Below are 13,156 nucleotides of genomic sequence, written 5' to 3' on the forward strand. Positions count from 1 at the left end.
GGTGGAGGCAACCTCCACCATCCGTCCCCCACAAACAACAAGAGCCCACGAAATTGGCGGGCTCTCAGGTAATCCGATTTGCATGGTGGAGGCGAACCAAGCCGAACCCCTTTCCGCTTGGCCTTAAGCCAACCAGCGCCGCCGGCGGTTGGGGTGCGCCACGTGAAGCGAGGCGGCGGCCGCTACTTGGCGAAGGAGCCGGTAACGGCGGCCGGCGCGAGCCATGGACGGCGAGCGAGCCGCTATCTGTCAGGAGACAGTTAGCGGCGTACGGCCAGCCGTCGGCGACGAGCCTAGTAAGACCGCCGCCGCAGCGTGTGGCGAGCCCCATCCGCCGGAAAGGCGCGGTGTAAACAGGCTAGGCTCGGTATCGCAGCGCGTCCGGCCGGAGCATCGGAGCCGGAGTTCGCGGCCCCGCAAGGTGGAGCCCCCCTCTCCCCTTTCCCCTCTCCCCTCCCGCAACCCTACGGCAAACACGCTAATATCAGCGTGGCGCCAATAACGGATTATACCCTGCGGCGCAAGTCCTACGGACTCCTCCGCTCCGCTGCGGCCCGCCGGTGCGCGCGCAAGGGACGGAACAATCAAGGGCGTCACGCTGTAAGACGGGTAAAGACGGCTAAAACGAGCCGCAGAAAGACAGCGAGGCTGCCAGGATGTTTTCCTGGCAGCCTTTTCGCGCGTCAAACGGCGGGAGCTTTTCGGCAAACGGGATTCATACAGTGGTACAAACGAACCGTCCCTTTTTATCAAACGCGGAACTTCGCAACCGCAATCTGGAGATCTTGCGCCAGCTTTGCCAACGCTTCGCTGGAGGAGGCGATTTCCTCCATCGAAGCCAGCTGCTCCTCGGTGGCCGCCGAGACGCTCTGCGATTCTCCGGCTGACTTTTTGCTGAGGTTATCGATCTTCTTGACAGAGTCTACGATCTGCTGACTGCCACTCGCCATTTGCTGAACAGCGGCGGAAATCTCCCCTACTTGGCTTGATACCTGGGAAATCATATCCACGATTTCCCGGAAGGCGGTTCCCGCGGCATTGACCACTTCGGCCCCGGTTTTGACTTCGAGGGCGCCTTCGTTCATCGCCGCGACCGCTTTGTCGGTGTCGCCCTGGATTTCCCCTATCATTTCGGCTATCTTTTTGGCCGCTGCCTGCGATTCCTCCGCCAGCTTCCGCACTTCCTCGGCCACCACCGCGAAGCCGCGTCCCTGCTCGCCAGCCCGCGCCGCTTCGATAGCGGCGTTCAGGGCGAGCAGGTTGGTCTGCCCGGCGATGCTGGCGATGGTGTCGACGATCTGGCCGATGTCTTTGGACTTTTCATTAAGGGTGGCGATGTTTTCGGCTACTGCCTGGGAATTTATTTCTATCGCCCGCATCTGGGCCACGGCTTTGTCCACCGCAAGCCCTCCGTCCTTGGCCTTGCCGGCCGCCCGGGCCGACTGCTCCGCAACGCGGTTCGTGTTGGCGGCTACTTGGTTGATACCCGCCGACATTTCTTCCACGACTGCCGAGGCCTCGTTGGCCGCCGCCAACTGCGCGGCGGACGCGCCGGCGACTTCGCCGATTGAGGCCGCGACTTGGCTGGCAGCCTGGGACGACTGGGCGGCGCTGGCGGTTAGCTGTTGCGACGAGGCGGCGACTTGTTCAGCAGACTGGGATATCCTACCGATCATCCCCTTTATGCCGCAGACCATATCGTTGATCGAGCGGGAGATGTCGCCAAATTCATCGCGGTTGGCCGCAGGTATCTGTTTGCTCAGATCGCCCTCGGCATAATATCCGGCTGCTACGCTGATCGATACCAACGATTTTTTTATGTAGCGCGGGATTGTCCCGGTCATTACCCCGGCAACGAGCAAAGAAAGGATGCCGATGATCAGGGAAATCATCAGAACATGCTGGACTTTTTGCTGGATGGTCGCCAAGCGGTTTTGGACGATGTTCGTGTTTTCCTCGACCAGGCTGTGACAGCCTTTCATGATTCCCTGGGCGAAGGGCACGTACTTTTTGCCAATTGCCACCGACTGGGCCTGCAGGGCTTTGGCCCGCTCCAGGTTGCCCGCCTTTTGCTCTCGCATCTGTTCGCGCACAAGCGGGACAAACTCGGCCGACGTACCTTTTATGTATTCGCTTGTGTCACTGATTAATTTCTCCACTACGGAGCGTTCATTCGCGTTTGTCAGCTCCAGGATCTGTTTTTCCATTTCCAGGGCGGATTGAAGTTTTTTGCTGAAGTTTTCGAGCATCTGCTCGTTGCCGTAAGCAACAAACCCCCGCGCCTCACCGATCGCGCCGGTATATTCGTTTTCGATCTTCAGACAGAGGGTCAGTCTTGTCGTTGCTTTCTGGAGGTCGCCGACCTGATCTTTTATGCCGCCGGCTGAGTAGTAGAAAAAGGCGCCCAGAATAACAACCATCAACATCATTGCAACAAAACCCAGAGTGATTTTTGTTCCCACTTTTAGCTGCATTATTTTCCTCCTATGCGCTTCCGCTATTTTGTCGCTGCAAGTTGTCGCGTCGAGATAACATTAGGCGCAGGCGACTTGCAAAAATTGTTGCTATTAGATAAATTCTGTCGATTTATGTATAAACCTCTTAATTTATAAGAAATAACGGTCACGAGTCGGACAATGAGACCCTCTTTGTATCATGCCCGCTTACCTAGTCCGCGGATTTTCGGCTATTTCGAATTTGCAGGGTAGAGACGAACCAAAAACCGAACCCCTTTCCGTTTGGCCTTTAGTTAACCAGCGCCGCCGGCGGTTGGGGTGCGCCACGTGAAGCGAGGCGGCGGCCGCTACTTGGCGAAGGAGCCGGTAACGACGGCCGGCGCGAGCCATGGACGGCGAGCGAGCCGCAGAAAGACAGCGAGGCTGCCAGGATGTTTCCTGGCAGCCTTTTCGCGACGAGAAATTTTAATCGGGTATATTTCTCCTGACGCTGTCGATGAACTCGTGGAGATCATCGTTCAAAACCGTTGACGCATGGGTTATATATCCCAGTTTGACATAGCCCTCGTAATGGGCGATCGGGCGGCTTATGATTTCCTGGTCTTGATACCCGTGGGGAAGAATGCCGCTGCCGATGGAAAACGCGTCGGTGTGAGTCAGCAGGTTGATGATTGTGGCGCGGTCCTCGATGTAAATGCTTTTCTGGGTCGGGGCGAAGCCGCGAAGGATCACTTCCTCCGAATAGTCCAAGGCCGCAAACGCCTCGCGCTCGAAGGAAATGAACGGGTATTCCTGCATTTCGCGGATTTCGATCTGTTCTTTGTTCGCCATGGGGTGGTTTTTGTTAAAAAAGACGCATGGGGTGATGCGGGCGATTTCATGGAATTCCAGCTTTTTGCTGGACAAGACTTTCTTGATAAACCTTTCTGTCATGTCGGAAATGTAGATAATACCGATATCGCTTTTTTTATCGAACACGTCGCTGATGACGCGGTACATCCCCACTTCGCGGACGTGAAGCTCGTATTTTTCGGGCTTTTTACTGTAAAAAAACTCCACGAAGGATTTGATCACAAATGGGAAATGCTGCAGGGAAACGCTGAAGTGGAACGTCGGGCTGAACTTCTGGCTGGAGTACATCTCCAGTATCTTTTCTCTTTGCTCCAGCAGCGGCTTTACGTAGCCGATAAATTCCTTGCCGGCGTCGGTGAGCTCGACGCCCTTGCTGTTGCGGATAAATATCGTTATGCCTATTTCCGCCTCCAGTTCTTTCAGCAAATTGCTAAGATAAGGCTGGGCGACGAATAAATTTTTCGTGGCTTTGCTGATCGAACCACACCGCGCGATCTCCAGGACGTACTTGATCTGCTGGAACGTCATGCTCAATCCCCCCGATGCCAGGCATTCACTTTGATAATAGTCGATGGATGTCGGTTAGCCGCGAAAAAGGCTGTTTTTCGTATTTTTAATATATACGTATTTGTTATGGCCGGCAATAGCTTATTCGTATTTATTGATTATCGGCCGGCTGTGCTATATTTGGGGTGAATAGCCATTTTAAACGGGGGGATTCGATTTATGAAAGAAGCAAACCAGGGTTTTGGCACTATCGCGATTCACGCCGGGAACGCCAAGGACAAATCCTACGGGGCGCTTACCGCCCCAATTTGCCAATCGTCAACTTTCGTCTTCGACGACTGCGCCCAGGGGGGCCGGCGCTTTGCCGGCGCCGAGGGCGGCTTTATATACACCCGGCTGGGGAATCCCACGACAGCTATGCTGGAAACCAAGCTCGCCGCCCTAGAGGGCGCGGAGGCGGCCGCCGTGACTTCCTCGGGAATGGGCGCGATCTCCGCCGTTTTTTGGACAGTGTGCAGGGCGGGCGTGCACGTCATCGCGGATTCGACGCTCTATGGCTGCACGTACGCCCTGTTGTCGCACGGGCTGACGCGGTTCGGCGTGGAGGTCAGCTTCGTCGACACCGCCGATATTGCCCAGGTCAAAGCCGCCCTTCGGGATAACACCGTGGCGATCTATTTGGAAACGCCGGCCAATCCCACCCTCAAGATTACCGATATCCGCCAGGTTTGCGATGTCGCCCATAACTTCAACAAAAATATCCGGGTCATTTGCGACAACACTTTCGCGACGCCGTATCTGCAAACGCCTTTGGCCCTTGGCTGCGACATCGTCGTACACTCGGCGACCAAGTATATCAACGGGCACGGGGACGTCGTCGCCGGCGCCGCCCTGGGCGCGAACGATTTTATCAGCGAGCTTAAATTGTTTGGCATAAAGGATATGACCGGCTCTGTTATCAGTCCGCATGACGCGTATCTGGTTTTAAGAGGGCTTAAAACCTTGGAGATCCGCATGGACCGGCATTGCGCCAACGCAAAAATCATCGCCAGGTATCTGAGCGAGAACCCCAAAGTCACAAAGGTGTACTTCCCCGGTCTCGAAACCCATCCGGGCCACGCAATCGCCCAACGGCAAATGAAGGATTTCGGCGGGATGATTTCCTTTGAGGTGAAGGGGGGAAAAGAGGCGGGGATCAACCTGCTGGACAATTTGGACCTCTGCACGCTGGCGGTCAGCCTTGGCGACGCGGAAACCCTGATCGAGCACCCGGCGTCGATGACGCATTCGACATACACCGCCGCCGAGTTGAAAAAGGCCGGCGTGCCGGAGGGGCTGGTACGGATTTCCGTGGGGCTGGAAAATCCGCAGGACATTATCGCCGATCTGGAACGCGGATTTTCGAGGATATAAAAGCGTCATGATGGCTTACTTACAATAACAGCGCAGAAAGACAGCGAGGCTGCCAGGGTGATCCTGGCAGCCTTTTGTTAAACGGTATTTGCCTTTTTTCCGGTACCAAAGAGGGCGGTGAAACATAGTATACGGTGGGTTTTAGTGGTTATGTTTCTGGAAGGAGGGATTTCCAATGGGCCGAGGGTTAGGCAGTTTCGGCGGTTGCGGCAACAGCGGGGTTGTGGTCGTTATCATCATCATCATCCTGCTGTTGCTTTTCACGGGTGAAGGCGAAAACGGTCTGTTCTGAGTTTTGTCAGCTACCGACCGCATGTCAGCAAGAAGGTTGGTTTTCCGATGTCCAGTTTCCTGCGGAAGGGGTCTCAGTCGTCTGGCTGGGGCCCCTTGCCTCGTTACTGGGATCGATCAGCCTGCCGGCAAGGTGACCGCGGGGCGGCAGGAGTCAGGCGCGAAAAAAAACTCCCTCGCCCACTGGCAAGGGAGTTTTGCTCTCCTAGTATCGTCTGTTGTTTTGACTGTAGCAGTCGCGGCAGTAAACGGGACGGTCCTGGCTCGGGCGAAAGGGGACTTGGGTTTTTACGCCGCAGGTGGCGCAGGTGGCGTCGAACATTTCCCGCTGCTGGTAGTTGCCGCCACGGCCGCCGCTGTTCTGCTGTTTGCGGGCCGCCCGACACTCGGGGCAACGTCCCGGTTCGTTGGTGAACCCTTTCTCGGCGAAGAAGTCTTGCTCGGCTGCGGTGAAGACGAATTCGGCGCCGCAATCGCGGCAGGACAGTGTTTTGTCTTGGTTCATATGGATATGGCCTCCTCAATTGTTTTACCCAAATAGTTGATGGAGAATGCTCATTGGGCTTCCCTCTTGAGAAGGTCTAATGAAAATTCAACGGGCCTACTGTATGGGCTCTTATACTATATCCTTCATCGGGCAGGATGTCAAGGAAATTTTTAATATTATTAAGTTAATGGGTTGGGTATATTAATATGAAAAGATCGTTTGCCGGGATTGTTTTAATAGTGTAAAATATATATGAGGAATTTCCGAAAAAAATCAGGTTTTAACGACGGATTTGAATGCCTTACGGCTCATCCGCCGGGGAGGTGGTATCTATGAGTACAACGGGGAGCAGAGTGACGATATTTCTGATGTCCTGCGAGGATCTCGAAAGAATGTTGACAGCCAAATACGGCAAAAAGCTGATGGCTGTGAATCAGGCCCGCCTGGCCAGGCAGAATGAGCGACGGACGAAATGGCTGGGTAATGCTAAATATTGAAGTATGGCCTTCCGAAGACCGATCTATCGATGGCGAAAGGGTCGCCCAAGCCAGGCTGGAGACGGAAAGGGGTGCGGATTAGTCGGTGAAGACTCACGCGGAGATTGTTGCTGTGTTGCGGGCAAGGGAAGGTGCTTTAAAAGCCGAGTTTGGGATTACCGATATGGGTCTCGTTTCAACACAGGCTCACTATAATCCGGTTTCCAGTGTCTGCTTATTTGTGAGCGGGTTGGAGCCCGAGGGTTTTGGGCGGTTAGAATCCTACCTTACCACGGAGTTGGGCTTGGCCGTCAAGGTGATAGAGAAGGCTAAAGCCAACGGGAGCTTCCGGTATGTGTTTACCCGCCCTGACCGCAGGCGGTAAAATCCGGGATAACAAAAGCTGATTGTCGGCTTTAAGGAGGACATATGGTCAACCCGCCGCTGAATGCGTTACTGAAGAAGGTCGATTGCAAATATACCCTGGCGGTTTTTGCCGCTAAGCGGGCCCGCGAGATTACGGACGGAGACAGGGCACTTGTCGATAGCCATTCGAATAAGCCGGTTACAGTCGCGCTGGAGGAAGTAGCCCAGGACAAGGTTACGTATCAGCGGATCAAAACCGGTATTAAGTAGTCGATGCTTGTTGGGGCGCAGCCAGGGTAAAACTAAGAAAATGCGGGAAAGCTAGTATTACTTTGGCCGCGTATATTTGAGCTGGGAGGGGTATTATGAAAGATGCGAGTGAGACTATGAGAGATGTTGCCGGGAAAGACCCGGGGGCTGTGGGCGAACCCGGGGGCGCCAAAAAAAAGAAAACTATCGATGAGATGATCGCGGAATTTAACAGAGACAACCCGGCAAAGAATCCAAAAAGGGTATACCGGGGTGTTTTTTAATTTTCGGCAAGCGGCGCCGCGTAAAGACGCGAATGACGCATATTGATAAAGGAGCCGCGGTAAGACAAAAGGCTGCCAGGTTATTGCCTGGCAGCCTTTGCGCGCGGCGAACGGGGGGACGGTTTTCGGCAAGCGGGAGATGTCATATCATGAAATATGCTATCGTAATTTGAAGGAATTTTCGCACTTTTAGACAATATCTTAGTAGAAACATTGTTTTGTTCGAGTCTGTTGCAAACCCCCAGGGGAAACCGGCCTAAGACAAGTTTTTTGATAGGAGAGAAGAATATGCTAAAGGTTTTTGTCGGCCATAGTGAAGATGCTTTGGCAACTTATGCGGTCAATGAGGTTGTTGAACAAGTCAAATCTTCTCTCGCCGGGGCTCAGCCACGAGCCGGCATAGTTTTTTGCTCGGTTGATTTCGACCATGCCGAGATATTGTCCGTCATCAGGGAGAACTTCCCTGCCATGGCTTTGGCGGGGTGCACTACGGACGGAGAGCTTTCTTCCGGGATAGGATTCGCGGAAGATTCGCTTATCCTGATGGTTTTCGTTTCGGACAAGCTGGAAATATGCGCCGGCGTCGGACGCGATGCGGCCCGTCGTGGCGGGGCGGCGGGGCGGGAGGCGGCGGCGACGGCGAGGGCAGGCCTTTCCCGCTATGTGAAGGAGGAGCGGTTCGCCATAATTCTGACTGATCCGCTTAACGCCGGGGTATCGGACATAGATAAGGGCATTCAGGAAGTTTTCGGACGGACGTTTCCGATCATAGGGGGCGCGTCGGCTGCGCACTCCAAGAAAAGGAAGACCTTCCAGTTTTATAACGGCGAGGTTTTGACCGACAGCGTGGTTATGCTCCTATTTGCCGGGCCGGTCGCTTTTTCCTGCGGGATAATGGGCGGCCATTCGCCCATGGGGCCCAAGGAGCCGGTGACGAAGGCCGAAGATAACGTGTTGTACCGTATTGGCGACCAGCCGGCTGTTGATTACTTTCACAAGTATATCGGCAACTACGATCTTTTCATGAATTACTGTTTGGCAGTGTATGAGCAAGATCGCGACAGCTTTTACGTGCGGAGCGCTCCGTTTTCCGATGTTGACAGAGGCACTGTGACTCTCAACGGCCGGGTGTCCAAGGGTGCCATGGTCCAGATCGGTACGGCGGATAAAAATAGCGTGATCCGGTCCTGCAACGAGTCGATCCGCCGGGCGCTTGAAGCGTATCCCGGCGCTCGACCTGCCGCCGCTTTGTTCTTTTCCTGCGCCGGTCGCAAAATGATAATGGGTACGCAGATAGTCCAAGAGTTGCAGACGGTGCAACGGCATTTGCCTGATATCCCTTTCGCGGGGTTTTATTGTTACGGCGAATTCGGCCCTTTGGAAAAGGGCAGTCCATACTTGTTCCACGGTACTACTTTTGTTACTCTGCTCCTGGGGGCGGCCGAGGAAGATGACGAGGGATAATTCGCCGAACTGTCCGCCAACGGAAGAGAATATCGATTATTTACGGCGGGAAAACCGCATTCTCAAGAAAAAGCTCGCCCGGAGCGAGGCTAATCGGGTGCTGTTGGAGGAAGCACTGGTAAGCCATATAGAGGTTCTGAAAATCCGCAATGCCGAAATTGAGGAGTCCAGGGAGAGAATCCGCCAGTCGGAGGCTAAGTACAAGAACTTGGCTCTTTATGATTCGATAACCGGGTTGCCCAGCCGGATATTGTTTCAAGAGCGGCTAGCCCGCGCCCTCTTGCATGCAAAAAAGACCGAGGCTTCCGTTGCTCTACTGTTTATCGATATCGACCATTTCAAAGCGGTTAACGATCGGGGGGGCCATGAGTCCGGCGACGCGGTGTTGCGGGAGACCGGGAAACGTATTGTCGCTTGCCTTCGCGAGGAGGATACCGCGGCCCGCTTTGGCGGTGATGAATTTGTGGTGTTGCTGGAGGATTTGCACGATAGGCAGTCGGCAATGAAGACGGGCGAAAGAGTAATGGCCGCCATGGCGGTGCCTTTCGAGGTCAACGGCGAGGCTTTTGCGGTGAGTATCAGCATCGGCATTAGCCTGTATCCTTGCGACGGCGAGGATATTGATTCTCTTTTGAAAAGTGCGGATGCGGCGATGTATGGGGTCAAACGGAAGGGCCGTAACGGCTTGCAGTTTTATCAGGGCGGCTAGTCTAGGCCCGCCTGACGGCGGACCTTTTCTGCGTTCGGATACAACGAGCCACCGCAAGACAAAAGGCTGCCAGGTTATTGCCTGGCAGCCTTTTCGCGCGGCGAACGGGGGCGGGAGTTTACTTGTGCCCGGCAAAGCCCAGCAGGATGAGCTTGGTGCCGACTCCGCCGGTGACTACGTCGATGCGGGCGCTGGCGGCGCCGCGGACGGCATGATGTACGTAAACGGACGCGCCGTCGATGTTTTGTTGTTCGTATTCGCCGAGCTCGGACGGTTCGGGTATGCCCCATCGCACGGATGGGATGTCTCGCGACTGAGCCCCGCCTCAACTGTAGCAGATCTGGCTGTCCAGGCCGACGGTGACGTTGTTGCCGCGTTCGGCGATGATCTTCTGCGCTTTCGGCGTCAATCTCAGTTTCATGTTTCCCCTCCTCCCTCTCGCTAAGCGGTTTTGCAGGTCAGCAGGCCCCACCGGTGTGCTTGCGGATGGCCTCGCTCATCCGCCGCAGGCCTTTTTCGACGATGGCCCTGGGCATGGCCAGGTTGAGGCGCACGAAGCCTTGCGCGTTGCCGACGAACAGGCCGTCGCCCCCTTCCAGCAGAACCCCGGCCTGATTGGCGAAAAACATCGGCAGGTCGTCGACCGCCGGCAGGGAACGGTTTAGATCGACCCAGGCCAGGTAGGTGGCCTCCGGTATCCGGCTGACGGCGCCCGGTACGGTGGCGAAGTGGTCGGCGACCAGGCGGAAGTTGCCGTCGAGGTAGGCTTTCATCTGTTCCAGCCAGTCGCCGCCATGCTCGTAGGCGGCCTGGGTGGCCGCGAGCGAGAGCGGGTTGACGCAGCCGATGAGTTTGTCGTGGGCCGCCATTTGCCGGCGCACTTCGGGATCGCGGACGATGACGTTGGAGAACATCAGCCCGGCCATGTTGAAGGTTTTGCTGGCCGCCATGCAGGTGATGAGCCGGGGGTAATCGGGCATGACTTTGGCGGTGGGGATGTGTTTTTTGCCCTGGCGGATGACGTCGCAATGGATCTCGTCGGAGATGAGCCACAGGCCGTATTTCTCGGCGATGGCGCCGACCCGCTTTGTCTCCTCCTCCGTCCACATGCGGCCGGTGGGGTTGTGGGGGTTGCACCACAGCAGGAGCTTAACGCCGGGGTCCGCCGCTTTGCGCTCCAGATCGTCAAAATCGATGGTGAACCAGCCGTTGTCGTTTTTGAGCGGCGAGCAGACCAGTTCGCGGTTGTTGAAGGTGGCGGCGTGCTTGAAGTAGCCGTAGGCCGGGGTGGTGATGAGGAGCTTTTCGTCCGGGGCCACCAGATCGCCGACCAGCTCGTAGAGCGCCGGGATGATGCCGGGCGTGAACACCAGTTGTTCTTGGGGGAAGCTCCAGTCGTACAGCCGGCGGCACCAGCCGGAAAGCGCCCCGTAGTAGGCGGTTTCGAACACCCGGCTGTAGCCGAAGATGCGCCGGTCGACCCGGTCTTTGATGGCCTGGCAGACCTCGGGCGGGGTGGCGAACTCCATGTCGGCAACCCACATGCGCACGAAGTCGTCGTCTTCATAGGGAAACTTCATGTCCGGGCCGGCGCGGAAGATATACTCCCGGAACCCGTCGGTGTTCATGGCGTTGGTGTGGCGGCGGTCGATGATTTCGTCGAAGTCGTATTTCATCCTGCTTCTCCCCTATCCGGCCCGATTTTGGGCATTCAGGCTTTTTCGATATAGCGGGCGATCAGCGTGCCGGCAAGCAGCGACCATACCGGGGCGCTGATATTTAAGACGGTGATATTGGCCAGGGCGATGATGAAGGCAAAGGTGGCGCTGAGTTTCTGCGACGGCCGGGAAAAGCTGATCTGCAGGCTGTTTACAAAGACGCCGAGCAGCGCGAACCCGCCCAGGATGGCGATAAAGGGGCGGGGCAGGGCCTGAATCCAGGGGACAAGCCGCCACGCGAACAGCCCGAAAATGAGGATGACGGCACCGGAAATGACGGCCGCCATGTAGCGTTTTTCCCTGGGGCCCGCTTCTTCACCGGCGCAGACGGCGGTCATCATGCCGCCGATGTTGGCGGACTGGCCGCCGAAAAGGCCGGTGACGGCCGAAAAGAGACCGCTCAGGGCGACAATCCGGTCGACCGGCGGACGGTAGGCGTTTTGCTCCAAAGCGCCGAGCCCGACCGCGCAGTCGTTGCTGAGAATCAGCAGGGCCAGGGGGACGGCGACCGAGAGGAAGCCGGTCAGGCTGAACTGAGGGGCCTGAGGCTGCGGCCAGGCGAAGGCGGCCGCCGTTCCCGCGCTGCCGATCCCATGGGATACGAGCAGGAGGGCGCACCCGGCTACGATCGCCGCCAGCATGGGGGGAACGCGCCTGTGGTTTTTGCTGACATAGAAGAAGACCAGCAGGGCGCCGCCGCCGACCAGCGGGAGCTGGCTGGCGGAGACGATGAAGTTCAGCATGTAGTTGGTGATCATGCCGGCCAGCATGGCGGAGATGATTTCTTTGGGCACGTAAGCCAACAGTTTGGCGAAGGCGCCCAAAGCCCCAACCGCCAGTATTAATAAGCCCGATAAAAGGTAGGCGCCGATGAGCTCCGGGTAGGTGAACTGGCCGGTGACCGTGGCCAGAAAGGCGACGCCGGTGATCGAATGGGCCCCCACGATGGGGATGCGATAGCGCAGCGGCAGAATTATGCCGAGAATGCCGCCGCCGACGTAGATGGCAAAAAACCAGAGGACCGTTTGATATGTGGAGAAGTTCCCTTTCGCCGCCGCCTCTAAAATAATGGCCGGCGGGCCGGTGATCGCCAACAGCGAGGTGACTATTCCTGCGGCAATGTTTCGTTGATTAAGGTCGCGTAAAGGGTTGGCGGAAAGGCTCAGTTGTAATCCTCCTCTATGGCAAAAGCGCGTGCTGTCTTGCGCAGGAAGCTATACCGTAATTATATAAGGCATGTCGTTTTAGCACAAGCAACTATGAAATTTATGGGTTACGCAGGAATTTGCTATTTTCGGCGTGGCCTAACAATAAACAGCCATACTGCTAAAGCAGTATGGCTGTTTATTTTACTTGGGAAATAACGGGGAAGGCGCTCAGTCCTTGAGCGCCCCGAAAGCCTTTTCGCATTCGTCTTTTCCCAGGTAGAAGACGACTCCGTAGCTGTCTTTGATGTTGGCCATGCCGCTCGATTCGTAAACGTCGATGCCTGCCTGGGAGAGCTTTTCGTAGATTCCGGCCAGCGCCCCCGACTCGTCGTCGTCGCCTTTGACCAGCAGGGCGAAGCGCGGACCGTCGATAGCCAGTCCCGCTTCGTCCGCGCCGATTTTCATTTTCCGGCTGTCGTCGGGAAAAAGCGAGAACCGGGTGCGCCCGGCTTCGGCGGGGACCGCTTTGAAGGCTAGCAGGTTGACGCCCGCGCCGGCGAACGCGGCCAGCAGCTTGGTCCCTTCCCCGGCGCTGCCGTCGACCGTTATGTCGTAGTATTCGACTTTTTTAATATCCAGGGTCATTTTGGATTACGCCTCCCATTTTGTGCGCGTGCAGCCGGCGGTCGCAGAAAATACTTGCCTGGCTGCCGATTACATCCTATCATGGTGGTAT

The 13,156-nt window shown here is 56.3% G+C and carries 13 protein-coding genes; 6 read left to right on the forward strand and 7 right to left on the reverse strand.

The genetic code is table 11. The features are described from left to right. Positions 1–749: 749 nt before the first annotated feature. A complete protein-coding gene (locus tag Q4T40_12315; protein ID MDT8902031.1) occupies positions 750–2,474 on the reverse strand; it encodes a methyl-accepting chemotaxis protein in 1,725 nt (574 codons plus the stop codon). Between the two features lie 447 nt (positions 2,475–2,921). After that, on the reverse strand, positions 2,922–3,836 hold the full coding sequence (locus Q4T40_12320) for a LysR family transcriptional regulator (GenBank protein ID MDT8902032.1): 915 nt from the start codon (positions 3,834–3,836) through the stop codon (positions 2,922–2,924). Between the two features lie 198 nt (positions 3,837–4,034). On the opposite strand from Q4T40_12320, the gene megL reads away from it, so the two are divergent. Then, complete coding sequence (gene megL, locus Q4T40_12325) at positions 4,035–5,228, forward strand: methionine gamma-lyase (protein MDT8902033.1); 1,194 nt, start codon at positions 4,035–4,037, stop codon at positions 5,226–5,228. 496 nt (positions 5,229–5,724) lie between these two features. On the opposite strand, the gene Q4T40_12330 is transcribed toward megL, so the two are convergent. Beyond that, positions 5,725–6,024 (reverse strand): zinc-ribbon domain containing protein, encoded by a 300-nt coding sequence (locus tag Q4T40_12330; protein ID MDT8902034.1) that lies wholly within the window; start codon positions 6,022–6,024, stop codon positions 5,725–5,727. Positions 6,025–6,338: 314 nt separating this feature from the next. On the opposite strand from Q4T40_12330, the gene Q4T40_12335 reads away from it, so the two are divergent. The 5 genes from Q4T40_12335 (at position 6,339) to Q4T40_12355 (ending at position 9,554) form a co-directional block, all read left to right on the forward strand. Continuing rightward, on the forward strand, positions 6,339–6,503 hold the full coding sequence (locus tag Q4T40_12335; protein ID MDT8902035.1) for a hypothetical protein: 165 nt from the start codon (positions 6,339–6,341) through the stop codon (positions 6,501–6,503). Between the two features lie 408 nt (positions 6,504–6,911). Continuing rightward, on the forward strand, positions 6,912–7,118 hold the full coding sequence (gene rpoZ / locus Q4T40_12340) for a DNA-directed RNA polymerase subunit omega (GenBank protein MDT8902036.1): 207 nt from the start codon (positions 6,912–6,914) through the stop codon (positions 7,116–7,118). A 95-nt stretch (positions 7,119–7,213) separates the two neighbouring features. Beyond that, positions 7,214–7,381: a hypothetical protein gene (locus Q4T40_12345; GenBank protein MDT8902037.1), complete on the forward strand. Its 168-nt coding sequence runs from the start codon at positions 7,214–7,216 to the stop codon at positions 7,379–7,381. Positions 7,382–7,669: 288 nt separating this feature from the next. Further along, positions 7,670–8,845, forward strand: a complete 1,176-nt coding sequence (locus Q4T40_12350; protein ID MDT8902038.1) for an FIST N-terminal domain-containing protein — start codon at positions 7,670–7,672, stop codon at positions 8,843–8,845. Between the two features lie 97 nt (positions 8,846–8,942). Next, positions 8,943–9,554, forward strand: a complete 612-nt coding sequence (locus Q4T40_12355; protein MDT8902039.1) for a GGDEF domain-containing protein — start codon at positions 8,943–8,945, stop codon at positions 9,552–9,554. A gap of 118 nt (positions 9,555–9,672) precedes the next feature. Here Q4T40_12355 and Q4T40_12360 read toward each other — a convergent pair whose 3' ends face one another. The 4 genes from Q4T40_12360 to Q4T40_12375 form a co-directional block, all read right to left on the reverse strand. After that, positions 9,673–9,849, reverse strand: a complete 177-nt coding sequence (locus Q4T40_12360) for a hypothetical protein (protein ID MDT8902040.1) — start codon at positions 9,847–9,849, stop codon at positions 9,673–9,675. A 163-nt stretch (positions 9,850–10,012) separates the two neighbouring features. Next, complete coding sequence (locus Q4T40_12365) at positions 10,013–11,230, reverse strand: PatB family C-S lyase (GenBank protein MDT8902041.1); 1,218 nt, start codon at positions 11,228–11,230, stop codon at positions 10,013–10,015. Between the two features lie 35 nt (positions 11,231–11,265). Beyond that, positions 11,266–12,438: a benzoate/H(+) symporter BenE family transporter gene (locus Q4T40_12370; protein ID MDT8902042.1), complete on the reverse strand. Its 1,173-nt coding sequence runs from the start codon at positions 12,436–12,438 to the stop codon at positions 11,266–11,268. A 210-nt stretch (positions 12,439–12,648) separates the two neighbouring features. Continuing rightward, positions 12,649–13,065, reverse strand: a complete 417-nt coding sequence (locus tag Q4T40_12375; protein ID MDT8902043.1) for a hypothetical protein — start codon at positions 13,063–13,065, stop codon at positions 12,649–12,651. Between the last annotated feature and the right edge of the window lie 91 nt (positions 13,066–13,156).

Source organism: Selenomonadales bacterium 4137-cl (assembly GCA_032334055.1).
Taxonomy (GTDB): Bacteria; Bacillota; Negativicutes; order Sporomusales; family UBA7701; genus Anaeroselena; species Anaeroselena agilis.